The organism is Achromobacter insuavis (assembly GCF_902859645.1).
Classification (GTDB): domain Bacteria; phylum Pseudomonadota; class Gammaproteobacteria; order Burkholderiales; family Burkholderiaceae_B; genus Achromobacter; species Achromobacter insuavis.
In genome coordinates this window covers 72,624-95,630 of record NZ_CADIJR010000008.1, presented here as the reverse complement: position 1 = coordinate 95,630, position 23,007 = coordinate 72,624, and the positions used below count along the sequence as shown (strand labels likewise).

Here is a 23,007-nt window from a genome sequence, read left to right as displayed (position 1 = left end):
TTCAAATTGCGGGCAATCCCATGCATCCCACCTGCCGCTCTCCCCTGCGCCTGTCGGCCCTGTCCCTGGCGATCGCCCTCGGTTTCGCGACCGCATCCGGCGCGCACGCGCAGCAGATCCTGTACGGCGGCGGCGACGGCGGCGGCCTGAACTTCAACAGCGGGCGGGGCGGCATCGGCGGCGGCGGCGGCGGGGCCGGCAGCACCCCGGCCAGCCGGGGCGGCAACGCGGTGCAGACGCTCGAACCCTGGCTGCAACCGGAGAACGGCCAAGGACCGGGAGGCGGCCAGGCCGCCTTCAACGGCGTAGCGGGCGGCGCCGGCGGGGGTAGCGACTCCAGTGGCTGGCCCGGCGGGGCAGGCGGAATCGGAACGGTCACCAACCAGGCGTACTTCAGCGTGTTGACCGGGCTGAATGGATCGAACGGCGGCAACGCCGATTCCAGCTCCCCCAACGCCGCGGGCGGCGGCGGGGGTGGCGCAGGACTGGTGTCCCTGGGGCAGAACGCCACCATCGAGCTCAACAACGCTTTCTTGCGGGGAGGCTCGGGCGGCGCCACCACGGACATCTACGCCATCACCAATGGCGGCGGCGGCGGCGCCGGGCTGGTCCTGGCGCGGGGGGGCACCATACGCCTTTCGGGCAACAGCCAGGTCACCGGCGGCGATGGCGGCGCATCCGCCGACCTCATACGCTCCGCCGCTGGCAGCGGTGGCGCGGGAATATTCCTCTACGATGGCGGAACCCTCATCGTGGCGGGCGGCCTGGTACGCGGCGGCGCGGGCGGCAGCAGCCCGTTCCTCGCGGGAAACGCGGCCGCGGGCGTGCTGAGCAACCTCGGACAGATCAGGAACGCGGGCACCATCTCCGGCGGCGCGGCCGCGTCGACCCGCGAGTTCTACGGCCGCCCCGGCGGCGTCGGCATACAGGCCTGGGGCGGCACGATCACCAATGACGCCACCGGCCTGATCAACGGTGGCGAGGGCGGTTCCACCGGCTATGACAGCGCCGCCAGTGTCTCGGGCACCGGCGGCGCGGCGGTCAGCTTCCTGGCCGGCCAGGCGGCCAGCCTCGTCAACGCGGGCAGGATCCACGGCGGCGCGGGCGGCGACGTGTATGCGAACTCAAAGGTCGCCGGCGCGGGCGGCGTCGGCATCTCTGGCGCGGCGACCGGCAATATCTCGATCATCAACAACGGCGCCATTGCCGGCGGCATGTCCAACGACGGCAAGCGCGCCAACGCCATCGAGCTGGCCGGCAGCGGCAACCGCCTGGAATTGCAGCCGGGGGCGATCATCCTCGGCAACGTCGTCGTCGCCGAGGGCGGCGCCGACAACGTCCTGGCGCTCGGCGGCGATGGCGCAACCGGCACGTTCGACGTCACGCAGATCGGCGCCGACCAGCGCTACAGCGGCTTCGACCGCTACGAAAAAACCGGCAGCGGCGCCTGGGTGCTGACGGGCACCGGCAACCAGGACTGGACGGTCAGGCAAGGGGACCTGTCCGGCAACAGCGCGAGCATCGCCGGCAACGTCACCTTCACGACGGGCGCGAACGGCACCCTGACCTTCAACCAGGCCATCGACGGCGCCTACGACGGCGCCATCTCGGGCGATGGCAAGCTGGTCAAGGCCGGCGTCGGCACCCTCACGCTGACGGGCAGCAACGCCTACACCGGCGGCACCGTCGTCGCGGGCGGCACGCTGGCCTTGAACACCCCCAATCCCGCCGGCTCGATCAGCGGCGCCATCGATGTCGGCGCGCGGCTCGAGTTCTACAGCCCCAGCACCGGCATCAGCCTCATCACGATTGCCAGCGGCGCCAGTTCGACGCATTTCTATTCCGACGCCAACGCGGGCGACACGCGGCTGATCAACAACGGCCTGCTGGGCTTCCATGACCACGGTTCGGCCAGCCGCGCCAACGTGACCAACAACGGCAATCTGTTCTTCTTCGACAACAGCACCGCCGGCAGCGCCACGATCACCAACACGTCCCGCGTCAACTTCCTGGGCCACGCCGACGGCGGCAACGCGAAGCTCATCAACGGGGCGGGCGCCATCGTCGATTTCAGCCAGAGCATCGGCGTGGCGGGCGACGGCAAGCTGTCGATCGGCCAGCTCACCGGCGAGGGCAGGATTTTCCTCGGCAGCAACACGCTAACGATCGGCGGCGGCGCCGACGCCACCGAACTCTGGAGCGTCATCGCCGACGGCGGCAACGCCGGCGGCGCCGGCGCCTCGCTGATCAAGGCCGGCAGCGACACGCTGATACTGCGTGGCAGGAACGGCTACACGGGGTCGACCACGGTGCGTGGCGGCACGCTGCAGGCAGGCGTCGCCGACGCCCTGTCCGCCAGCAGCGCCCTCAACGTGGAAAGCGCGGGCACCTTCAGCATCGGCGGCTACGACGTCGCCGTGAGCGCCCTGTCGGGCGCGGGCCTGGTCACCAACACGGACGGCGCGCTGCGCACCTTGACGGTCGACGGCGCGCAAAACTCGACCTTCAGCGGCCGCCTGGCCGACTCCCCGAGCGCCGGCCTGTCGCTGACCAAGCGCGGCAGCGGCACGCTGATCCTGAGCGGCTCCAACACCTATGCCGGCTACGCGCGCGGCGAGCGCGGCCAGACCTCCATCTACGGCGGCACCCTGCAATTCGGCGATGGCGCCAGCGCCAGCGTCAACCAGCTGGGCGGCGACCTCTTCGTGCACGAGAACGGCGACCTGGCGATCAGCGGCAAGACCACGGTCGCCGTCGCCAACGACGTCAACCTGATCGGCAACAACGGCGCCGGCGCCGTGCTGTCGATCACCGCCAACGCGAACGGCCCCTCGCTGACCGCCGACCGCGTCATCATCGGCGCCGACGCCACGTTCAATCTCAGCGGCATCGACGGCCCGCTGGTCCAGGACCGGCTGCTGATCGACACGCGCGGCGGCATCCAGGGAGAATTCGCCACGCTCAACATCGGCGGCTTCGCGGGCGCGGTGGACTACCTCGCGGCCTCGACCCGCAAGTCGACCGATGGCAAACAGTATCTCGCCACCTACGGCCTGAGCTGGACCGCCAACAACAGCCTGGCGGGCGGGACTTTCACCCTCGCCGACGCCGGCAGCCGCTTCACCGTGGGCGCGGCCCTCGCCGACCAGGCCGCCAACGCCGCCACCGGCTGGAACGGCAAGTCGCTGACCAAGGCCGGCAACGGCACGCTCGTCCTGACCGGCGCCAACACCTACAGCGGCGGCACCACCATCACCGGCGGCACGCTGCAGCTGGGCGACGGCGGCAATACCGGCTCGATCAGCGGCAACGTCGTCAACCAGGGCATGCTGGCCTTCAACCGCGGCGATACCTTCACCTTCGCCGGCGACATCTCCGGCAACGGCGCCCTGCGCCAGTCCGGCAGCGGCACCACGGTCCTGACCGGCGCCAACACCCACACCGGCGGCACCCTGGTCGACGGCGGCACGCTGCGCGCCGGCAGCTCGGGCGCATTCGCCGCCCGCACCGCCTACGTCGTCAACGGCGGCACGCTCGACCTGAACAATCACGACCTGACGATGTCCGCGCTGTCCGGCGCGGGCGGCACGGTGGCGCTGGGCACGGCCACCCTGACGGTGGACCAGTCCATCGACACGGCCTACGCCGGCGCGATCACCGGATCGGGCGATCTCATCAAGCTGGGCGCCGGCACCCTGACGCTGACCGGCGTCTCGGCCATGAACCTGCGGCTCGCCAGCGGCGCCATGGTGACCCATGCCAACGCCTTGCGCGGCAATGCCGCGCTGGCCGCCGGCACGTCCCTGGCCTTCGACCAACCGGCCGATGCCGCCTATGGCGGCCAACTGTCGGGCCAGGGCGACCTGCGCAAGCTCGGCGCCGGCAAGCTCGACCTGACCGGCGACTCCTCCGCCTTCGCCGGCGCGACGACCATCCAGGCCGGCACGCTGGCGGTGAACGGCAAGCTCGGCGGCACGCTCGATGTCGGCGCGGCCGGCCGCCTGCAGGGCAATGGCAGCGTGGGCGACACCGCCGTCAGCGGCACCGTGGCGCCCGGCAACTCGATCGGCACGCTCAACGTCGCCGGCAACCTGGTGTTCAACCCCGGCTCGACCTACGAAGCCGAAGTCGACGCGGCGGGGCGATCGGACCGGATCATCGCCTCGGGCACCGCCACGATCAACGGCGGCGCCGTGCAGGTGGTGGCCGGCGCCGGCAATTACGCCAGCCTCACCCGCTACACCCTCCTGACCGCCAACGGCGGCCGCACGGGCGAGTTCAGCGGCGTCACCTCGAACCAGGCCTTCCTGTCGCCCACGCTCGGTTACGACGCCAACAATGTCTACCTGACCCTGACCCGCAACCAGATCGGCTTCCAGGACGTCGGCGCCACGCCCAACCAGGCAGCCGCGGGCGGCGGCGCCGAACGTCTCGGCCAGGGCAACGCGCTGCATGACGCGCTGCTGGGCCTGTCGGCGCAGCAGGCGCGGGCCGCCTTCGACCAACTGTCGGGCGAGGTCCATGCCTCGATCCGCACCGCCTTGATCGAAGACAGCCGCTACCTGCGCGATGCCCTCAACGACCGCGTCCGCGCCGCCTTCGATGGCGGCGGCTACGGCGCCGCCCCCGGCGTGGCTTACGAAAACGGCCAGCCGCGCGCGCTGGCGGCCGGCGCCGAGCGCGCGGCGCTGTGGAGCCAGGCCTTCGGCGCCTGGGCCCAGACCCGCGGCAACACCAACGCCGCGCGGCTGAACCGCTCGACCGGCGGCTTTCTCGCCGGCGCCGACGCCCCGGTATCGCAGCACTGGCGACTGGGCGCGGTGGCCGGCTACAGCCGCACCGGCTTCAATGTCAAAGACCGGCAATCATCGGGATCGAGCGACAACTACCACCTGGGCCTCTACGGCGGCGCCCAGTGGCGCGGCCTGGCCCTGCGCGCTGGCGCCAGCCACACCTGGCACGACCTGTCCACGCGCCGCGATGTCGACTTCCCCGGCTTCTCCGACCGCCTCAAAGGCGGCTATCGCGCCGGCACCACGCAGGTCTTCGGCGAACTCGCCTACCAGATCCGCGCCGGCGGCGCCGGTCTCGAACCCTACGCCAACGTCGCCCACGTCAAACTGCGCACCCACGGCTTCACCGAGCGCGGCGGCGCGGCGGCGCTCTCGGCCGCGGCCGCCAGCACCGACATCACGTTCACCACGCTCGGCCTGCGCGCCGCGACCGCCCTGGACCTGAAGGGCGCGCCGCTGACCCTGCGCGGCATGGCCGGCTGGCGTCACGCGTTCGGCGACGCGACCCCGCTCGCCACGATGCGGTTCGCCGGCGGCGGCGCCTTTGCCGTCAGCGGCGTGCCGCTGGCGCGCGACACCGCGGTGCTCGAGGCCGGGCTCGACTACGCGGCCACCGCCCGGACCACCCTGGGCCTGGCCTACAACGGCCAACTGGGCGCCGGCCTGAGCGACCACGGCGTCAAGGCCAGCTTCACGCTCCGGTTCTAACCCTTTTTTCGCCCCGGCGGCCGCTGGCCGGGGCGATGCCCGTGTTTTTGCCGTCAACTGGCGCGCATTCTTGCGGACTCTGGCAACCGGCTAGCAACCTGTTACACGTTACCCCCTCGTCTCGCGACGATGGGGCGGGTCATAATCGTCGAGGCTGGCGTTGTCGCCAGCGCGGACGGGGGCACCTGGCCGCGCACCCTGAACGCGCTTTCTCTTTTTCTCAACGCAGCATAGATAAAGGAAACACTATGGGTCTGCTCAATTTCATCAAGGACGTTGGAGAAAAACTCTTCGGTGCCAGCGAAGCCAAGGCGGCGACGGCGGATGAGCTGAAGAAGGAACTGGACAAGCACGGCCTGAACGCCGATGGCTTGCAGATCACGGTGGACGGCGACAAGGTCACGGTCGCGGGCGAAGCCGCCAGCACCGAAGCCGCCGAGAAGATTTCCCTGGCGCTGGGCAACACCGTCGGCGTGGCCGCGGTGGACAATCAGTTGAAGGTCAAGCAGGCCGCGCCCGAGGCCAAGATGTACACGGTGCAGAAGGGCGACAACCTCTGGAAGATCGCCGAGGCGCAATACGGCAAGGGCCAGGGCGCCAAGAACACGCTGATCTTCGAGGCCAACAAGCCCATGCTGACCAGCCCCGACAAGATCTACCCCGGCCAGGTGCTGCGCATCCCGCCGCTGTCGTAGGCAACCCAACGGAATGGGCCCTCGCGGGCCCGTATCGCGGCGCAGAACCCCCTGCCTGCCGCGATGATTTGGCCAGGCGCAATGCCTGGCCATTTTTTTGGTGACGATCACGGGCAGGGGCCGGCGGTCATCGGCGAGCCCGAGGGTCGGGCCCTGCCGCCGGACACCCGTGCCGATCAGCCCTTCATGAAGCGGCCCATGCCCTTCATGCCGCCCATGGCGCGCATCATCTTGGCCATGCCGCCCTTCTTCATCTGCTTCATCATGCCCTGCATCTGCTCGAACTGGGCCAGCAGGCGGTTGACCTCCTGCACCGGCACGCCCGAACCCGCCGCGATGCGGCGCTTGCGCGAGGCCTTGATGAGTTCCGGCTTGGCGCGCTCGGCGGCCGTCATGGAATTCAGGATGCCCTCGGTGCGGCGCAGCTGCTTTTCAGCCTGGCCGCCCTGCAGCTGGCCGGCGGCCTGCTGGAACTGGGCCGGCAGCTTTTCCAGCAGCGAGCCCATATCGCCCAGCTTCTTGACCTGGCCGAGCTGGTCGCGGAAGTCGTTCAGGTCGAACTTGTTGCCCGACTTGATCTTGGCCGCCAGCTTCTGGGCCTCGGCGATGTCGATGTTCTTCTGGGCCTGCTCGACCAGCGAGACGATGTCGCCCATGCCCAGCACGCGCTGCGCCATGCGCTCGGGGTAGAACGGCTCCAGGCCGTCCAGCTTTTCCGAGACGCCGACGAACTTCAGCGGCTTGCCGGTGACGTGGCGCACCGACAGCGCCGCGCCGCCGCGGGCGTCGCCGTCCAGCTTGGTCAGCACCACGCCGGTCAGCGGCAGCGCCTCGGCGAAGGCGCGGGCGGTGTTGACCGCGTCCTGGCCCTGCATGGCGTCGACCACGAACAGCGTTTCGACCGGCTTGACCAGGTCATGCAGCGCGCGGATCTCGCGCATCATGGCCTCGTCGATGCCCAGGCGGCCGGCCGTGTCCAGGATCAGCACGTCGTAGTGGTGACGACGGGCATGGTCGACCGCGTTGCGGGCGATGTCCTCGGGCTTCTGGCTGGGATCGGACGGCAGGAAATCGACGCCGACCTGCGCCGCCACGCTCTTCAACTGGTCGATGGCGGCCGGGCGGTAGACGTCGGCGGACACCACCAACACCTTTTTCTTGCCGGTCTTGCGGCCGTGCTGGGTGTGCTGGCCTTCGCTCAGCCAGCGGGCCAGCTTGCCGGTGGTGGTGGTCTTGCCCGCGCCCTGCAGGCCGGCCATCAGGATGACGGCGGGCGGCTGCACCGCCAGCGACAGTTCGCCGGAATCGGCGCCCAGGTCGCCGCCCATGAGGGCGGTCAGTTCCTTGTGGACCACGCCCACCAGGGCCTGGCCGGGGCTGAGGCTGCTGGCGACTTCTTCGCCCAGCGCCTTTTCCTTGACCCGGGCGACGAAATCGCGCACCACGGGCAGCGCCACGTCGGCTTCCAGCAGGGCCATGCGCACTTCGCGCAGCATTTCCTGGGTGTTGGCCTCGGTCAGGCGGGCTTCGCCGCGCAGCGTCTTGACGACGCGCGACAGGCGTTGAGTTAGGTTATCGAGCATGAGGGGCGTTTCCGCTTAAACTAGTTGATTGAACGGTGGCCGCAGGCGCGGATTCCGCACTGTCGGGCGGCATGCGCCCCCAGGCCCCATCCAGACAACGGTTTCTATGTCACTAGGCATTGTATTTCACACAGCGGCCGCCTTGGCGTACGCCGTGCTCGGAGGGTCCCTCTGGATCCGCCTGGCCGGCGCCGGGGAAGTCGAGCAAACGGGCAAGATCGCCCGTCTGTGCCTGCTGGGAGCCCTGGTTCTTCATGGAATCGGGCTGCAGCAATCCATGCTGGGGGCCCCGCACCTGTTCATCGGGTGGGCGCTGGCCCTGTCGGCCGCCATCTGGCTGGGCATGGTCGTCTTCTGGCTCGAAAGCCTGCTGGTGCGCATCGACGGCCTGCAGCTGCTGCTGCTGCCCGCCGCCACCCTGGCCAGCGGCCTGGCCGCCCTGTTCCCCCAGGGCCAGTTCGTGCCCCACGCCGACAACGCCTGGCTGCGCGTCCACCTGCTGATCGCCCTGGCCGCCTATGGCCTGATCACCATCGCCGCCCTGCACGCCATGATGATGGCGCTGCTCGACCGCCACCTGCACCGCCCGCTGGACGCCCCCGCCGAACGCAGCATCATCGGCCGCGTGCTGGACTCGCAGCCGCCGCTGCTGGTGCAGGAACAGCTGCTGTTCCGCATCATCTGGATCGGCTTCGTGGTGCTGACCCTGGCCGTCGGCTCGGGCTCCATCGCCTCCATGAAGCTCACCGGCCAGATCCTGCCGTTCGACCACAAGACCGTCTTCACCCTGCTGTCCTGGCTGACGTTCGGCGTCCTGCTGGCCGGGCGCCACATCTGGGGCTGGCGCGGCCGCGTCGCCCTGCGCTGGACCCTGACCGGGTTCGGCTTCCTGATCCTGGCCTACACCGGCAGCCGGTTCGTGCTGGAAGTCATTCTGCATCGAGGCTGACGTGGGCAAGCTGCTGTTCTGGATCGTCATCATCATCGGCGTGCTGTTCGTGGCGCGCATCGCCGGCCGCATGGCCGCCGCCCGCCAGGACGGCCCCGCGGGCGCCAGCCCCCAGGGCAAGACCGGCCAGCCCGCCGCCCGCGCCCCGGAAGCCATGGTCCGCTGCGCCCACTGCGGCATCCACCTGCCGCGCTCGGAAGCCCTGCTGCAGGGCGGCCAGACCTGGTGCAGCCAGGAACACGCCCGGCTCGGCCCGGCGACCAAATAACCCGCGCCGCGGCGAGCCGCCCTCGCGGGAATAAGCGCCGGGGCATCACTATGTCCCTTTTTCCAGGCACGGCATAATGCATGTTGGATACAACCTGCTTCCTTCCCATGCCCTTGCTCCTGGATCGACATGGCTGGCTGGCGCCGGCCCCTGGTGTTTCCCGTCTGCCCTCCCCCAACTGCGACGCCCGTCCCCGTGACGCGCAGGTCTCGCTGCTGGTGCTGCACAACATCAGCCTGCCGCCGGGCCAGTTCGGCGGCCCCGAGGTCGCCGGCCTGTTCCTGAACACGCTGGACTACGCCTCGCACCCCTGGCTCGAACGCCTGCGCGGCCTGCGCGTATCGGCCCACTTCTTCATCCGCCGCGACGGCCGCATCGTGCAGTTCGTCTCCACCGAGGCGCGCGCCTGGCATGCCGGCGTCTCGCGCTTCGCCGGCCGCGAGCGCTGCAACGACTTCTCCCTCGGCATCGAGCTGGAAGGCACCGATACCCTGCCCTACACTGACGAGCAATACACCGCGCTGCGCCGGCTGACCCCGGCGTTGCGCGCGCGCTACCCCCTGGCGGCCGCCTGGGGCCACGAACACATCGCCCCCGGCCGCAAGACCGACCCGGGGCCCGCATTCAACTGGACGCGCTTCGGGCGCGACAGCGGCTTTGCGCGGCGGCAGTTGCCGCCCGCCTGACCCTTAAAGGACCGGTTATGTTGAAGATCTGGGGACGGCTGACGTCCGTCAATGTGCAGAAAGTGATGCTGGCCGTGCGCGAACTGGCGCTGCCGCATGCCTTCATCGAGGCCGGCGGTCCGTTCGGCGTGGTCGACACGCCCGAGTACGCCAGGATCAACCCCAACCGCACCGTGCCCGCCATCGACGACGGCGGCTTCGTGCTGTGGGAATCGAACGCCATCGTGCGCTACCTGGCCGCCCGCTACGGCGCCGGCACCCTGTGGCCCGAGGACGTCTGCCTGCGCGCCGACGCCGACCGCTGGATGGACTGGCAGACCACCGAATGGCAGGGCGCCATGGTCCCGGCCTTCCTGGGCCTGATCCGCACCCCCGAAGCCAAGCGCGACCACGCCGCCATCGAGCTGTCGGTCAAGCGCAGCAACGCCCGCGCCCAGATCCTGGACCAGGCCCTGCAAGGCCGCGAATTCATCGCCGGCCGCCACCTGACCATCGGCGACATCGCCCTGGTGTGCTCGGCGCACCGCTGGCTGGCGCTGCCGATCGAGCGGCCGGACACCCCGGCGCTGTCGGCGTGGTACCGGCGCGTGATGATGCGGCCGGCGACGCAGGGGGTGTTGACGTTGCCGTTGGAGTAAGGGGAAAGCGCCGCGACATCTCCGGACGAACAGAATCGCGGCGCGGAACCGGCCTGTCTCACTTCCTCCGGTCTTTGAGCCAGGCCCTGACACGGCGCACCGACATCGTGACCTTGACGGACAACATGGCGGCGCTGAACAACCATCCCAAAGCCCCGCCAGCCAATGCTGCCCACGACAATATCGGCTTGGTATCGGGATCATCCGGGCTGCTCCAACCTATCCACGCAAGCGCTGGGCAAACGAAGATCAGGCACAAGACCGGCACGAAATAGGACATGTCCACGCTTATCAAAACAAATCGCCGTCTGAACCCCGGCGTGCAGTGGAGCGTGGAGACCGGCAGGTCCTTGACGAGCTTTTTGTGTTGAACGTGAGTCACGGCGACCAGAAGGATCCCCAGCGCCAGCGACAGCCATAAGAAGCCGGCGCGAAACAGAGCCGGAATGGTCAGAATCGCCGTACCGGTCGACGCCGCAGTCAGCCTCTGGATCGCCCTCATGGTTGCTTCGTCGACGATGTAGCCGGGCTTGTTCCAGCCCATTCTGCCGTAGTAGATGATGGTGCCGTCTTCCAGGGTTTCGAACAGCCCTCTCGGTCCCAAGTTCATGTCCCATCTCGATGGACAATTCGTCCGCACGGTCGTGGCACGACTATCTCCCCCGCCCGCCGACCCGCGCCTTGATCTTGGCAAACAGGAAGGCGAAATTTACTGCCCACGCCGCAAACGCGACGATGACGACCGACCATATCAAGGCCGGGCTCAATCGGGATGCGCCATCAAGCTTGGAAAATGCCAGGGCGGCGACAGCGGGCAGCAGAAAGATGTTAGGCACGATCAAGGCATAAGACATGCTTCTGCCGATCAACATCACCCTCTTACTGAACCGGGGCCGTGGATATAGCGAAACCGGCAGTGTCTTGATGAGCCTGTTGTGCCGAACATAAAAGGAAGCGGCCGCCACTGCTGCAAGCAGCATCGCCGTCCAGCGATACCCCGCGGTGAACGCAGGAGAGATGCCAAAGGCCGAAGCCGCAAATAACTCCACGTACAAACGCCGGATGGAACGCATGGCGGCCTCGTCCACGTGGTATCCGAGCGCATGACCATCCCGTCTACCGTAATAGTAGATAGTCGTGCCGTCTTCCTTGGTCTCGAACAAGCCGGTGTATGTAAAACCCGAACGCATCACTATCTCCGAAAGCCGTGATTCCGAGGCTCCCTCGCTTAGCCGAAGAAGAAATTGTCACTATCGAGATAGGGGTAAATAACGCCCACCAACACAGAAAACATTGATCCATATGGAATAGATGGATCGGCGTAGTTTGTATATTCGATGAAGAAGTCCGCAATCCCACCGCCGGTTCTATCTCCCTCCAAACATACGGTGGTGGCTCGCCACCCAACGCCGTCCTCATCATGAGTGGCGGGCAAATCCAGTCCGTAATGGTCCTCGGTCACATATCTGAGTTCTCCAGCATGCCCGGTGAACTGCCCTGTTCCGATAAACCGCATGGCTTGGTGCCCCTCAGTATTCAGGTCGCCATCCAGGTTTGAAAAGTCCAGTACATCGGGCTCGATACGCAGCCCTCCATAGCCTCCCAGATAAGCCGGCTGGTAGTTCTTGAGATTGAAATCGCGGGCCTCGCGAGCCGTGGTCAGCCCATGAATGTATTTCGTCGTGATTTCCCCAGAGTCCGGATCGACGAAGTCCCCGTCGTTGAAGACGATGCGATTACCGCCTCCGTGCACAACGAAGGTATCGTTGCCACCGCGGCCAGTGAACGTCATTCCTCCGAGCACGTCGCCGACGAGGATGTCGTCATAGTCGCTACCGATCAGATAGTCGATATTGCGATATTCCCCCGGGCACCAGTCGCCGTAAGAACCGGATGTCAACTCCACTGGTGCGTACCCGCGAAGTTTCCCCAGGGCGCTTTCATGGGTGAGGAAATGGCGATTGACGTCATAGTCCTTGAGTCCAAAGGTGCTGGCCCGATCCGCAATCCACTTGTCCATGCGATCGTTGCCGCTTACAACGATGTCGACGCCCCACCCGTTCAAGGAGAAGTCCAGGACGTTGTAGCCATCGGGATTACCGACAACCTTGTTGGACCAGTCGTAGGCGTTTTTCGGCATGAACCAGTTGATTGCATTGCCCCCCACCATTTCACTCGGCGTCTCGTCGCCGATGAACAGGTAGGACTTCCCATCCTCCCCCACGAATGACTTCACGCCATTCTCCGGCTCGATGTCGGCATAGTGCACAATCTCTGGCGGCGTCCGCAGGACTGAACCAGTACCGTTGGCCTCAATACCTGGGTCATTGCCACTCACGATCCTGTCTGCGACGTCCGCAAGAATTGCGGGCAGGATCACCGCAGCATCTGGATAGTCATCCGGATGCGCGCCTATTTCCTTCATAGCCAAATAAAGCTGGTAATCGGAAAAAATCGTAACGCCATCATTGAAGGGCTGTACCTCGCCTTGCGCCGGCGAGCCAGCCTCAACGTTTGCTGGAGGCGCCTGATGATCGCCTTCATCAGGTGATGGCGTTGTCGCCGTGGGGGTCTCCCCTGCGGCCGATATATGCTTTTCGGCACCAGCAAGGGCATCGTTGATGAGCTTGGCGGCCTCCCCTTTCAGTCCAAGCGTATCCAACAGCGTCGAAACGCCGATGTTGATGGCAATGGTCGCAACGGCGGCGGGCCCCTCGATAGCAATGAGCGCACCGGCCAATCCGGCCAGCGCACCGGCGATCATCGCGCTGACCGCTACGGATGCCACCTCCGAGCCCACTGCAACTTTGGGATCCGTGCCAGAGGCGATATCTTTTTGGATTGCGCTCCAACTGAAGACGCTCTGCATAAAGTAAGCATGGGTACGCGCCATCGCCTTGAGAATCTTGAAGGAGGACTCGTCCAGACTGCTTTTCAGCAAGTCTTGCATGTACCCCAACACTTTTCCCGTCTCCGGAATCAGCGCATTGACCAACGGCTCGACCATCCCGCGCGTCGTCTTCGGATCGTGGTAATACCTGGATTCCTCGCTGTAGTGCGAAAAGTAATACGCTTCCTTTTGGTTGAGAATCTGCGCGATGTACCAAGCGGGAACGATCCGTGGCGTCGAGAAGTAGGACCATCCGATACCGTCCCAGAGGCCTGATCCCAGCCCGCCGCCCCCCAAACCTGACGGCTCCGGAGGCCAACTTCCATAAACGGTGATGCTGCCAAGCGTGGGCGTAGCCATGATGCGGCTCCTGATCGCAGATCAATCAATAGCCACCCACCACCACGCAGGCGACCGTCTATAGACATAAACGGTTGAGCCGCGATTTACAGTAAAAAAAAGCCGCAATTCAGACCAGTTCTCATACTCCGATTCGCGTCCCGCGATTCGGAGCATGTCGCCGCCCTCGCGGCGACAGCGTCCGGCGGCCTACTCCACCCAGGGCGTGCTCGCCCAGATCTGCCGCAGCCGCCCATCATCCTGCTTCAGGCGTTCCTGCCACTGCGGCCCATCGAGATAATCCATCTCGGTGAACTGCTGCTTCATCTGCGCCTGGAATTCCGGATTGGCGGCGACCTTGCCCAAGGCCTGGCGCAACTTCTCGGCGACATCCGCCGGCAAGCCCTTGGGCGCGACAATGCCGCGCTCGGAGGCGAACACCAGGTTTACGCCCAGCTCCTTGAAGGTCGGCACATCCGGTCCCAGCGGCGAACGCGTCTCGCTGGCCTGCGCCAGCACGCGCATGTTCTTGCCGTGATAGGGCATGACTTCGCCCAGGTTCAGGCCGCCGATCACGGTATGCCCGCCCAGCACCGAACTGCGCAGCGGCCCCGCGCCGTTGTAGGGCACGTGGTTGAGCTTGGTACCGGTCAGGTTCTGGAACAGCACCAGCGCCAGATGGTCGTCGGTGCCCACGCCGGTCGAGCCGTAGCTGATCGCGCCCGGTTTCTCGCGCGCCGCCTTGATCAGGGCATCCAGCGTCTGGTACGGACTGTCGGCCGCGACGCTGAAAGCGCTGGGGTCGCGCACCAGATTGGCCAGGTACGTGAAGTCGGCGGTGGTGAAGCCGGCCTTGCGCTCGATCGGCAGCGACACCAGCCCGGGCATGTTGGTCATCGCCAGCGTATAGCCATCGGGCTTGGCGCGCGCCACGTACGACAGCGCGATGGCGCTGGACGCGCCCGGCTTGTTCTGCACCACGATGGTGGCGCCCAGCTCCTTTTCCAGGAACACGGCCAGCGAGCGCGCCGTCAGGTCGGTGCCGCCGCCGGGCGCGAAGCCCACCACCAGTTCGATGGGATGGTCGGGCCAGGCCCAGGCCGGCCACGCGGCGCACAGCGCGGCCACGGACAGCGCGGCGCGAGCGGCCGCCTTGCGTGTAAAGAACATGGTTGTCTCCTGTTTGGGTACTGCTGTTGTTATGCGTTGTGATGGGCCGGACACGCCGGCCAGCCACGCGGGACGGCTGCGACGGCCGCCCCGGGTCAAACCGTTCCCTAGCCGCCCTGGCCTCCTTCCTGCGCCTCGCGCCACGCCAGCAGGCGCGTCACGCCTTCGGCCATGCCCACTTGCGGCTGCCAGCCGATCTGTTGTCCCGCCAGATCGTGCGGGATGTGGAAAGCCCCGCCCGAGGTCAGGCGCACCGTGCCGGGCGGGTCCGGCCGGATCTCCGGTTCCAGGTCGCTCTTGCAGTAGTCCAGCACCAGCCGCACCAGTTCACCGGTGGTGATGGGCGCGGGGCCGGATACGTTCACGGCCACATCGGTGGCGTCGCTCTGGAACGCGGCGACATTGGCGCGCGCCACGTCCGACACATGCACGAAGTGCTTGGTATCGCTGCCGTCGCCGGGCAGCACGGGACGCTCGCCCTGGCGCACGCGGTCGTAGGTCTCCATGATGTACAGCGAATTGGCGGCGCGGTAGTGTTGGCGTTCGCCGTACACGGTGGAATAGCGCAGCACCACGTAGTCCAGCCCGGCCTTCTGGTGGTACTGGCGGCACAGCTGTTCGCCCATGATCTTGGAAGCGCCGTACAGGATCGCGGCGGGCGGCGCGCCGACGGAATGGAACGGGCCGTTCTCGGCCAGCGCGCCGGCAATGCCGCTGCCATAGCCATAGACGGCGTTGGACGAGGCGAACACGAACTTCTTCACCTTGTTGGCGCGGCAGGCTTCCAGCATGTTCTGCGCGCCGCGGATGTTCACGTCCACCGCCTGCCAGGGCGTCTGCGCGAAACCCAGCGTCATGTAGGCGGCCAGGTGCAGCACGCCGTCCACGCCTTCGGTCGCGGCCAGCAGGTCTGGCAGGCGCATCAGGTCGCCACGCACCACTTTCACGCGCGGATTGCCCTGCAGGTGGGCGATGGCCTCTGGCGTGCCAAACGCGAAGTTGTCCAGCAGGATCACTTCGCGCACGCCGGCGGCCAGCAGCGCGTCGGCGGTGTGCGAGCCCACCAGGCTGGCGGCGCCGGCGATCAGGATGCGGGCATCGGCCAGCGGCAGCGCCGCGCTTTTCTTGTCGGTCGTCATGTGATTCACAGTCCCATCGGTTGATTGTGCATGCCCCAGTACAGGCTCTTGACCTGGCTGTAGAGGCGCAGGCCATGCAGGCCCTTCTCGCGGCCGATGCCGCTGGCCTTGAAGCCGCCGAACGGCGTGGCGATGTGCGATTGCTTGTAGGTGTTGATCCAGACGGAGCCCGCCTCGATCTCGCGCGCCACGCGCCAGGCGCGGGCGTAGTCGCCGGTCCACATGCCCGCGGCCAGGCCGAAGGGCGTGTCGTTGGCCTGCTGGATCACGTCGTCCTCGTCGTCGAACGGCAGCGCCACCAGCACCGGCCCGAAGATCTCTTCCTGGCAGACGCGCGCGCCGTTGCCCAGGCCGTCAATCACGGTGGGCAGGTAGAACCAGCCGTTGGCCAGCTCGGCGCGGTCCGGCGCGGCGCCGCCGACCAGCACGCGGCCGCCCTCGGCCCGGCCGATGTCGACATAGCCGGCGACCTTGTCGCGATGCGCGCGCGACACCAGCGGCCCCATCTGCGTGGCCGGGTCATCGGGCAGCCCCACGCGCACCTGGCGCGTGCGCGCCACCAGCGCCTCCATGAAACGCCCATAGATCGATTTCTGCACGAACAGGCGCGAACCCGCCACGCAGCTCTGCCCGGCCGAGCCAAAGATGCCCGACACCACGCCGGCCACGGCGCGGTCCAGGTCGGCGTCGTCGAACACGATGTGCGGCGACTTGCCGCCCAGCTCCAGGCCGACGGGAATCAAGCGCTGGCCGGCAATGCCGCCGATGGCGCGGCCAGTCTCGGTGCCGCCGGTGAATGACACCATGCGCACGCCGGGATGCCTGACCAGCGCGGCGCCGACGTCTTCGCCGTGACCCGGCAACACCGTCAGCAGCCCTTCGGGCAAGCCGGCCTCGGCGCATATGCGGGCCAGTTCCAGCGCCAGCTGCGGCGTCTCCTCGGACGGCTTGAGCAGCACCGCGTTGCCGGCCGCCAGCGCCGGCGCGGCCTTCTGCGCCTCGTTCATGATGGGCGAGTTCCACGGCGTAATGGCCGCGATCACGCCGAACGGCTCGGCCAGCGCCATCGAGAAATACTCGCCGCGTGGCGAGGTCATCTCGTTCTGCCAGGTCTCGCACACCGCGGCGTAATAGCGGAAATGCCCGGCCGCGCTGTCGACCATGTTCAGGCATTCCTTCCACGGCTTGCCGCTGTCGATCATCTGCAGCCGCGCCAGCGGCTCGCGCTCGGCGGCCAGGCGCCGGCCGATCTCGTACAGCGTGGCGGCGCGCTGGTCCGGACGCAGCTTGCGCCACGGCTGGCGCTGGAACGCGTCCCAGGCGATGGCGACGGCGGCATCCACGTCGCGCGGCAAGGCGCGCGTGACGATGCAGGCAACGCTGCCGTCGGCGGGATTGATGGAGGTGATGACGGCGTCGCCGTCTTGGCTGTGGCGCCAGTCGGCGCCCAGCCGGAAGGGTTTGTGGCTCGATGCATTCATAACGTCGTGGAATCCGGGGACTGCGGTAGACGCATCATCGGCCGGCCGACTATTAGGAACAATTCGATATTTTTCTTATATTCTTAGCCCATGGCTATGAATATCAAGTACCGGCCGCTCAAGGCCTTCCTGCTGGCGGTCGACACCGGTTCGTTCACGCACGCCGCCAACCAGCTGGGCGTGACGCAGCCCTCGTTCACCGCGCTGATCCAGGACCTGGAGGACGTGCTGGGCCTGCGCCTGTTCGAACGCACCACCCGCAGCATCAGCCTGACCTCGGCCGGACAGGATTTCCATGCCCGCGTGCAGCGGCCCATCGCCGACCTGGAGGAAGCCTATCGCGGCCTGGCCGACCTGGCGGCGGTGCGGCGCGGCAACGTCACCCTGGGCGCCCTGCCCTCGACCGCGCTGGCGCTGCTGCCCGTGGCGGTCGGCGCGCTGCGTCAGCGCCATCCGGCCTTGAAGGTGCGCGTGGTCGAGGCGCACAACGACGAGCTGGTGGCCATGCTGCGCACCAACCAGATCGAGTTCGCCGTCGGCGCGCTGGCCGAGCCGGCGCCGGACCTGTCTTTCACGCCTCTGGCCCAGGATTGCTTCTGCGCCATCTACCCCGCCGGCCATGCCCTGGGAAAAAAGCGCGGACCGCTGCATTGGCGCGACGTACTGCGCTATGACCTGATCCTGCTGTCGCAGGGCTCGAACGCGCGCCAGCAGTTCGACCGCGCGGTGCGCGAAGAGACCGGCGCGCCGGCCACCGCGCTGCGCTACGACGTGACCAACATGGGCACCGCCGCCGGCATGGTGCGCCAGGGCCTGGGCGTGAGCGTGCTGCCGCGCCTGGCGCTGCCGGAATTGAACCTGGCGGGGCTGCGCGCGGCGGCGCTGTGCGATGCCTCGGCTCGCCGCGCCATCGGCCTGCTGCACCGGCGCGACCGCTCGCTGTCGCCGGCCGCGCAGGCGTTGGCGGTGCAGCTGGAAACGGCCATGGACGAGATCGCCCGGCGGCTGCTGCCGCTGCCGCCACTGAAGTGACCCGGCCGCGGCTTCCCTCCAAACGCCGACTCATCCCGCCGCGAACAGTGCGCCGATGCGCGCCACATCGTCGTCGCTCAACACCCCCGCCTGCCACCGCAGCGTCAGCCACGCCAGCAGGTTGTCGTAGCGCGCCCGGTCCAGGTCGCGCAGCGCCTCGAAACGCTGGCGTTCCGCATCCAGCACATCCAGGTTGGTGCGCTCGCCGCCCAGCACGCTTTGCCGCGTGGCCTGCACGCGCTGCGCGGCCGCCTCGGCGGCCTGCCGGTAGGCGCTGATGCGCTCGCGGCTGCCGGCAAAGGTGTGGAACTGCCGCGCCAGGTCATTCAGCAGCGCCCATGTCGCGGCCTCGAGCTTGTGCTGCGCTTCTTCCTGCTCGGCCAGCGCCTGGCCGCTGGCCGCCGAGGTCCGCCCGCCGGAATACAGCGGAATGCTGACCTCGATGCCCACCGAACCGGTGTCATAGCGCTGGCCGATCTGGTTGTCGCCGTTGGAATTGGTCAACTGCTTGCGCGCCACCAGGCGCGCCGTCGGCAGATGCCCGGCGCGGGCAGCCTGATAGCGCTGGCGGCTGGCTTCCAGCAGGTGACGCTGGGCCAACAGTTCCGGATTGCCATCCAGCGCCAGTTGGCGCCATGCCGGCAAGTCACGCCCATCGACAGCCAGGGCGCCCAGGGCCGCTTCCCGCAAGGGCGCCAGCGGGCTGTCGGCCAACGCCGGGCCGACGATCGCCCCCAGCGCATTGCGGGCGTCGCGCAACTGGTCCTGCGCCTCGATCTCCTGCGCCTGCACCACGTGGGCGCGGGCCTCGATCTCCAGCTGATCCGTGCGCGTGCCCTGTCCCGCCGCCACGAAGCGCGCGCTGCGGCGCGCGTCCTCCCGCAACGAACGGCCCTGTGACTGTGTCAACGCCAGGGCCTGCTGCGCATAGAGCACGGCGGTGTAGGCCTGCAACACTCGCACCGCCAGCGCCTGCCGCGCGCGCTCCAACGTCAATCCCCCGGCCTCGGCGCGTTCGCGTCCGGCGCGGTATTGCGCGAACGCCGCCGCGTCGAACAACGGCTGGCTCAGCGTGAAACCCGAGGCATAGCTGGCGTAGCGCGAGCGTTGCTCCAGCGCGCCCCACCGGGTCTGCTGGCGCGATGTCGTGTCGTTGCGGGCGCGGCTGTAGTGGTAACCCAGGTTCGGCAACAGGCCGCTGCGCCCCAGCGCCGCTTCCTCGGCGTCGGCCCGCTCGCGCGCCCGCGCCGCCTGCCAGGTGGGGTCGGACGCCAGCGCCATCGTGTACGCCTGCTGGAAATCCAGCGCCTGCGCCGCGCCCATCCCGGGCAGGAGCAGCGCCACCATCACGACCCAGGCCGCCGGCAACCGGTACTGGCAACGGCTCATGCGTCACCCCACGCCAGCCGCGCGCGGTCGAGCAGGGGCTTGAACAGGTAGTTCAACAGCGACCGCTCGCCCGTGCGCACGAACACCTCGACTGGCATGCCCGCGCGCAACGGCGCATCGCCAATGCGGCGCAACTGGCCCGGCGCCACGTCGGCGCGCAGGCGATAGTAGGGCCGGCCGTTATGTTCGTCCTCGAAGCGGTCCGCCGACACCAGCGTCACCGCGCCCTCCAGCCGCGGCGTGCTGCTGGCGTCGAAGGCGGTGAACATCAGTTCCACCGGCAGGCCCGCATGCACCTTGTCGATGGACTCCACCGGCAGGCGCCCCTCGACCACCAAGGGTTCGTCCTCGGGCACGATCTCCATCAGGCGCGAGCCCGGCTGCACCACGCCGCCGACGGTGTGCGTGGCCAGGGCCACCACGGTGCCGCTGGCCGGCGCGCGGATCTCGCTGTGCGCCAGGTCGAACTCCGCCGTCGCCAGCTTCTGCGTCAACTGTTCGCGCTGCACGCGCGTTTCCGCCAGGTCGGTGCGCACCTCGCGCTGGAACGCGTCGCGGCGCTGCTGGCCGCGCAGCGCCAGTTCCGCGATCTGCTGGCGGGTCTGGCCCAGGGCGCCCAGGTCCGCCGCCATGTCGCCGTCCAGTTGCGCGAGGCTGCGCTCCAGCTCCAGCACGCGATTGCGCGGCACGTAGCCTTCGCGCGCCAGATCGCGCAGGTTGCCCAGTTGTTCCCGCAACAGGGTGCGTTGCGTGCGCTTGTGCGCCAACGTCGATTCCAGCCCGCCGGCCAGGGCCCGGCTGCCGGCCAGCGTCGCCTCGATGCCGGCCAGTTCCCCCGCCAGCGCCGCGCGGCGGCTGGCAAAGAGCTGGCGCTCCATCGCGTAGGCGGCCGCCGCTTCGGCATTCGCGTGCGCGTCTGGCGGCGCAAGATCATCCTGGCCATCGCGCTCGGCCAGCAAGCGCGCTTCGCGCGCCATGACGGCCGCCTGCTGCGCGCGCAGGCTCTGCGCCTCGCCACGCACCCGCGTATCGTCCAGCCGCACCAGCGTCTGACCGGCCCGGACCGGGTCGCCTTCGGCCACCAGCAGCGCGCTCACCACGCCGCCCTCGATACTGTCCACCGCGCGCCGCTCGCCCGTCACGACGACGATGCCGGGCATCGCCACGCCGTTGTCCAGCGGCGCCCACGCCGCCCAGGCCAGGAAGCCGCCAAAACCCACCGCCAGCACCCACCAGCCGAAACGGGCCGACCAGCCGCCCTGCTCGTCGCCATCGACCGCGCCGGCATCATCCTTGTCCAGTTCGGGCCGCAACACCACCACACGATTGCCCTCGGCGCGCCCCGTCATGCCTTGCCTCCGAAGTAGTGTCCGGGAAAGGCGCCGCCCGCCAGGGGATACACCTGCGCCGCCGTTGCGGAAGGACGCGGCGGCGACGCGGTTCCGGTCGGACGCCCGCCCGCCGTGGCAGGCGCAGCGGACTGAGACGCCGCCCTGGCGTTCCCCCCGGCCGCGCCCTCCGGCGGCGGCCGCAGCACCTCATGGGTCGCCCCAAAGCGCTGCGCCTGGCCATCGCGCAGCAACAGCAGGTGCGTCGTCGCCGCCAGCACCTTGGGCCGGTGCGTCACCAGCACCACCGTCGCGCCCATCTCGCGCAGACGGCCCAGCGCGTCGAGCAAGGCCTGCTCGCCGACATCATCCAGACTGGCGTTAGGCTCATCCAGCACCACCAGTCGCGGCGTCCCATACAACGCCCGCGCCAGCGCGATGCGCTGGCGTTGCCCGCCCGACAATCCCTGGCCGCCAGTGCCGAGCGGCGTGTCATAGCCGCGCGGCAGGGCCAGGATCATGTCGTGCGCGCCGGCCAGCCGGGCGGCATCGATCACCCGCCGGGCCAACACCTCGCCATCGCTGTCCGGCCCGGGAAAACGCGCGATGTTCTCGGCCACCGTCCCGGAGAACAACTCCACGTCCTGCGGCACATACCCCAGCCACTCGCCCAGCCGCGCGCGCTCCCATTGCCGCAGATCGGCGCCATCCAGCCGCGCCGTGCCCAGGCGGGCCGGCCACACGCCCGCCACCAATCGCGCCAAGGTCGATTTGCCCGCGCCCGACGGGCCGACCACGCCCAGCACCTGCCCCGGCTCCAGCGCGAATGACACATTCACCAGCGTCGGCTGCGCCGCGCCCGGCGGCGTCACCGTCACCCCTTCCAGCCGCAGCGCGCCCTTCGGCTCGGGCAACGTCAGGCCCGCGGCGTGCTTTGGATACGTCGCCAGCAGGTCCTGCAGGCGCCGCCACGCCAGGCGCGTGCCCGCCCATTGCCGCCACGCGCCGATCACCTGATCGATCGGACTGAGCACGCGTCCCATCAGGATCGACCCCGCGATCATCATGCCGGCGCTGACGTGGCTCTGCAGCACCAGCCACGCCCCCAGGCCCAGCACCAACGATTGCAACGCCATCCGCACCGTCTTCGACAGGCTCGCGATCATCGCCGAGCGCTGGCTGGCCATGCCCTGACGCCGCACATAGCCCACGTGCAGCCGCTGCCAGCGCGCCCGCAACCGATCCAGCATGCCCATGGCCTGGATGGCCTCGGCGTTGCGCAGTTGCCCTTCGGCCTCGACCCCCGCCCGTACCGACAGCCCGCCCGCCTCGGCCAGCAGCTTGCGCGACACCTGCTCGTTGAGCCAGGCCAGCGCCACCAGCACCACCGCGCCCGCCAACGCCAGCGTTCCCACCCACGGATGGAACAGGAACATCACCAGCAGGAACAACGGAAACCACGGCGCATCGAAGAACGCGAACACCGCGCTGCCCGTCAGGAACTGACGCAAGGTATTCAGGTCATTGACCGCCTGGGAGGCATTGGCCGGCACGCCCGCCAGGCCGCGCTCGAACGCCGCCCCGTGCACACGCCCCGCCAACGCCGCGTCAAAGCGCGCGCCGATCTGGATGATGACCACGCTGCGCGCGTAATCCAGCGCCCCCATCAGCGCCAGCAGGCCGACGATCATCAGGCTCAGCATGACCAGCGTGAAGACGTTGCCGGACGCCAGCACGCGGTCATAGACCTGCAGCATGTACAGCGACGGCGCCAGCATCAGCAGGTTGGCGGCGACGCTGAAGGCCGCCACGCTGTACCAGCCCGTGCGAAAGCGCGCCAGGAGCGATTTGATCTCCAGGGCGTCCCCGTCCTGTGCCGCGCCCGCGCGCGTCTGGGTTTGCTGCATCGGTTTTCCTTG

At 68.3% G+C, this 23,007-nt stretch carries 17 protein-coding genes; 7 read left to right on the top strand and 10 right to left on the bottom strand.

The features are described 5' to 3' along the window. Window positions 1–20: 20 nt before the first annotated feature. Together H0523_RS07060 and lysM are read left to right on the top strand one after the other, a co-directional pair. On the top strand, window positions 21–5,501 hold the full coding sequence (locus tag H0523_RS07060; RefSeq protein ID WP_054429114.1) for an autotransporter domain-containing protein: 5,481 nt from the start codon (window positions 21–23) through the stop codon (window positions 5,499–5,501). Between the two features lie 248 nt (window positions 5,502–5,749). Next, complete coding sequence (lysM, locus tag H0523_RS07055; protein WP_025138165.1) at window positions 5,750–6,196, top strand: peptidoglycan-binding protein LysM; 447 nt, start codon at window positions 5,750–5,752, stop codon at window positions 6,194–6,196. A 176-nt stretch (window positions 6,197–6,372) separates the two neighbouring features. On the opposite strand, the gene ffh is transcribed toward lysM, so the two are convergent. Next, the gene (ffh, locus tag H0523_RS07050; RefSeq protein WP_049076369.1) at window positions 6,373–7,779 is read right to left on the bottom strand and encodes a signal recognition particle protein; all 1,407 of its coding nucleotides are present in this window, start codon (window positions 7,777–7,779) and stop codon (window positions 6,373–6,375) included. Window positions 7,780–7,885: 106 nt separating this feature from the next. Between ffh and H0523_RS07045 the strand changes: the two genes are divergently transcribed. The 4 genes from H0523_RS07045 to H0523_RS07030 all read left to right on the top strand — a co-directional run bounded on the left by H0523_RS07045 (window position 7,886) and on the right by H0523_RS07030 (window position 10,320). Then, the gene (locus H0523_RS07045; RefSeq protein WP_054429115.1) at window positions 7,886–8,728 is read left to right on the top strand and encodes a cytochrome C assembly family protein; all 843 of its coding nucleotides are present in this window, start codon (window positions 7,886–7,888) and stop codon (window positions 8,726–8,728) included. Window position 8,729: 1 nt separating this feature from the next. Continuing rightward, a complete protein-coding gene (locus H0523_RS07040) occupies window positions 8,730–8,996 on the top strand; it encodes a PP0621 family protein (RefSeq protein ID WP_054429116.1) in 267 nt (88 codons plus the stop codon). Window positions 8,997–9,103: 107 nt separating this feature from the next. Further along, on the top strand, window positions 9,104–9,682 hold the full coding sequence (gene ampD, locus H0523_RS07035; RefSeq protein ID WP_054429117.1) for a 1,6-anhydro-N-acetylmuramyl-L-alanine amidase AmpD: 579 nt from the start codon (window positions 9,104–9,106) through the stop codon (window positions 9,680–9,682). 17 nt (window positions 9,683–9,699) lie between these two features. Further along, window positions 9,700–10,320: a glutathione S-transferase family protein gene (locus tag H0523_RS07030; RefSeq protein ID WP_054429118.1), complete on the top strand. Its 621-nt coding sequence runs from the start codon at window positions 9,700–9,702 to the stop codon at window positions 10,318–10,320. A gap of 58 nt (window positions 10,321–10,378) precedes the next feature. On the opposite strand, the gene H0523_RS07025 is transcribed toward H0523_RS07030, so the two are convergent. From H0523_RS07025 to H0523_RS07000, 6 genes are all read right to left on the bottom strand, one after another. Next, window positions 10,379–10,930, bottom strand: coding sequence for a hypothetical protein (locus H0523_RS07025; protein WP_054429119.1), 552 nt, complete (start codon window positions 10,928–10,930; stop codon window positions 10,379–10,381). A 43-nt stretch (window positions 10,931–10,973) separates the two neighbouring features. After that, window positions 10,974–11,510 carry a hypothetical protein gene (locus H0523_RS07020; RefSeq protein WP_054429120.1) on the bottom strand — a complete coding sequence of 179 codons (537 nt, stop codon included), beginning with the start codon at window positions 11,508–11,510 and terminating at the stop codon, window positions 10,974–10,976. A 38-nt stretch (window positions 11,511–11,548) separates the two neighbouring features. Then, the gene (locus H0523_RS07015) at window positions 11,549–13,570 is read right to left on the bottom strand and encodes a hypothetical protein (RefSeq protein WP_156349963.1); all 2,022 of its coding nucleotides are present in this window, start codon (window positions 13,568–13,570) and stop codon (window positions 11,549–11,551) included. Between the two features lie 189 nt (window positions 13,571–13,759). After that, window positions 13,760–14,719 (bottom strand): tripartite tricarboxylate transporter substrate binding protein, encoded by a 960-nt coding sequence (locus H0523_RS07010; RefSeq protein WP_054429121.1) that lies wholly within the window; start codon window positions 14,717–14,719, stop codon window positions 13,760–13,762. 107 nt (window positions 14,720–14,826) lie between these two features. Then, entirely contained in the window at window positions 14,827–15,858 is a 1,032-nt protein-coding gene (locus tag H0523_RS07005; RefSeq protein WP_054429122.1) for an NAD-dependent epimerase/dehydratase family protein, read from the bottom strand. Between the two features lie 5 nt (window positions 15,859–15,863). Continuing rightward, complete coding sequence (locus H0523_RS07000; protein WP_054429123.1) at window positions 15,864–17,339, bottom strand: aldehyde dehydrogenase; 1,476 nt, start codon at window positions 17,337–17,339, stop codon at window positions 15,864–15,866. Between the two features lie 96 nt (window positions 17,340–17,435). On the opposite strand from H0523_RS07000, the gene H0523_RS06995 reads away from it, so the two are divergent. Next, window positions 17,436–18,371, top strand: coding sequence for a LysR family transcriptional regulator (locus tag H0523_RS06995; protein ID WP_082385687.1), 936 nt, complete (start codon window positions 17,436–17,438; stop codon window positions 18,369–18,371). A 30-nt stretch (window positions 18,372–18,401) separates the two neighbouring features. Here the strand turns inward: H0523_RS06995 and H0523_RS06990 are convergent, their stop codons facing one another. Genes H0523_RS06990 through H0523_RS06980 form a run of 3 tightly spaced genes read right to left on the bottom strand, consistent with a single transcriptional unit; the run spans window position 18,402 to window position 22,995 of the window. Next, a complete protein-coding gene (locus tag H0523_RS06990) occupies window positions 18,402–19,760 on the bottom strand; it encodes a TolC family outer membrane protein (RefSeq protein ID WP_054429125.1) in 1,359 nt (452 codons plus the stop codon). Beyond that, window positions 19,757–21,109: an HlyD family type I secretion periplasmic adaptor subunit gene (locus tag H0523_RS06985; RefSeq protein ID WP_054429126.1), complete on the bottom strand. Its 1,353-nt coding sequence runs from the start codon at window positions 21,107–21,109 to the stop codon at window positions 19,757–19,759. The genes H0523_RS06990 and H0523_RS06985 overlap by 4 nt, the downstream gene beginning before the upstream one ends. Then, a complete protein-coding gene (locus H0523_RS06980; protein WP_054429127.1) occupies window positions 21,106–22,995 on the bottom strand; it encodes a type I secretion system permease/ATPase in 1,890 nt (629 codons plus the stop codon). Before H0523_RS06980 ends, H0523_RS06985 begins: the two co-directional genes overlap by 4 nt. Window positions 22,996–23,007 lie beyond the last annotated feature (12 nt).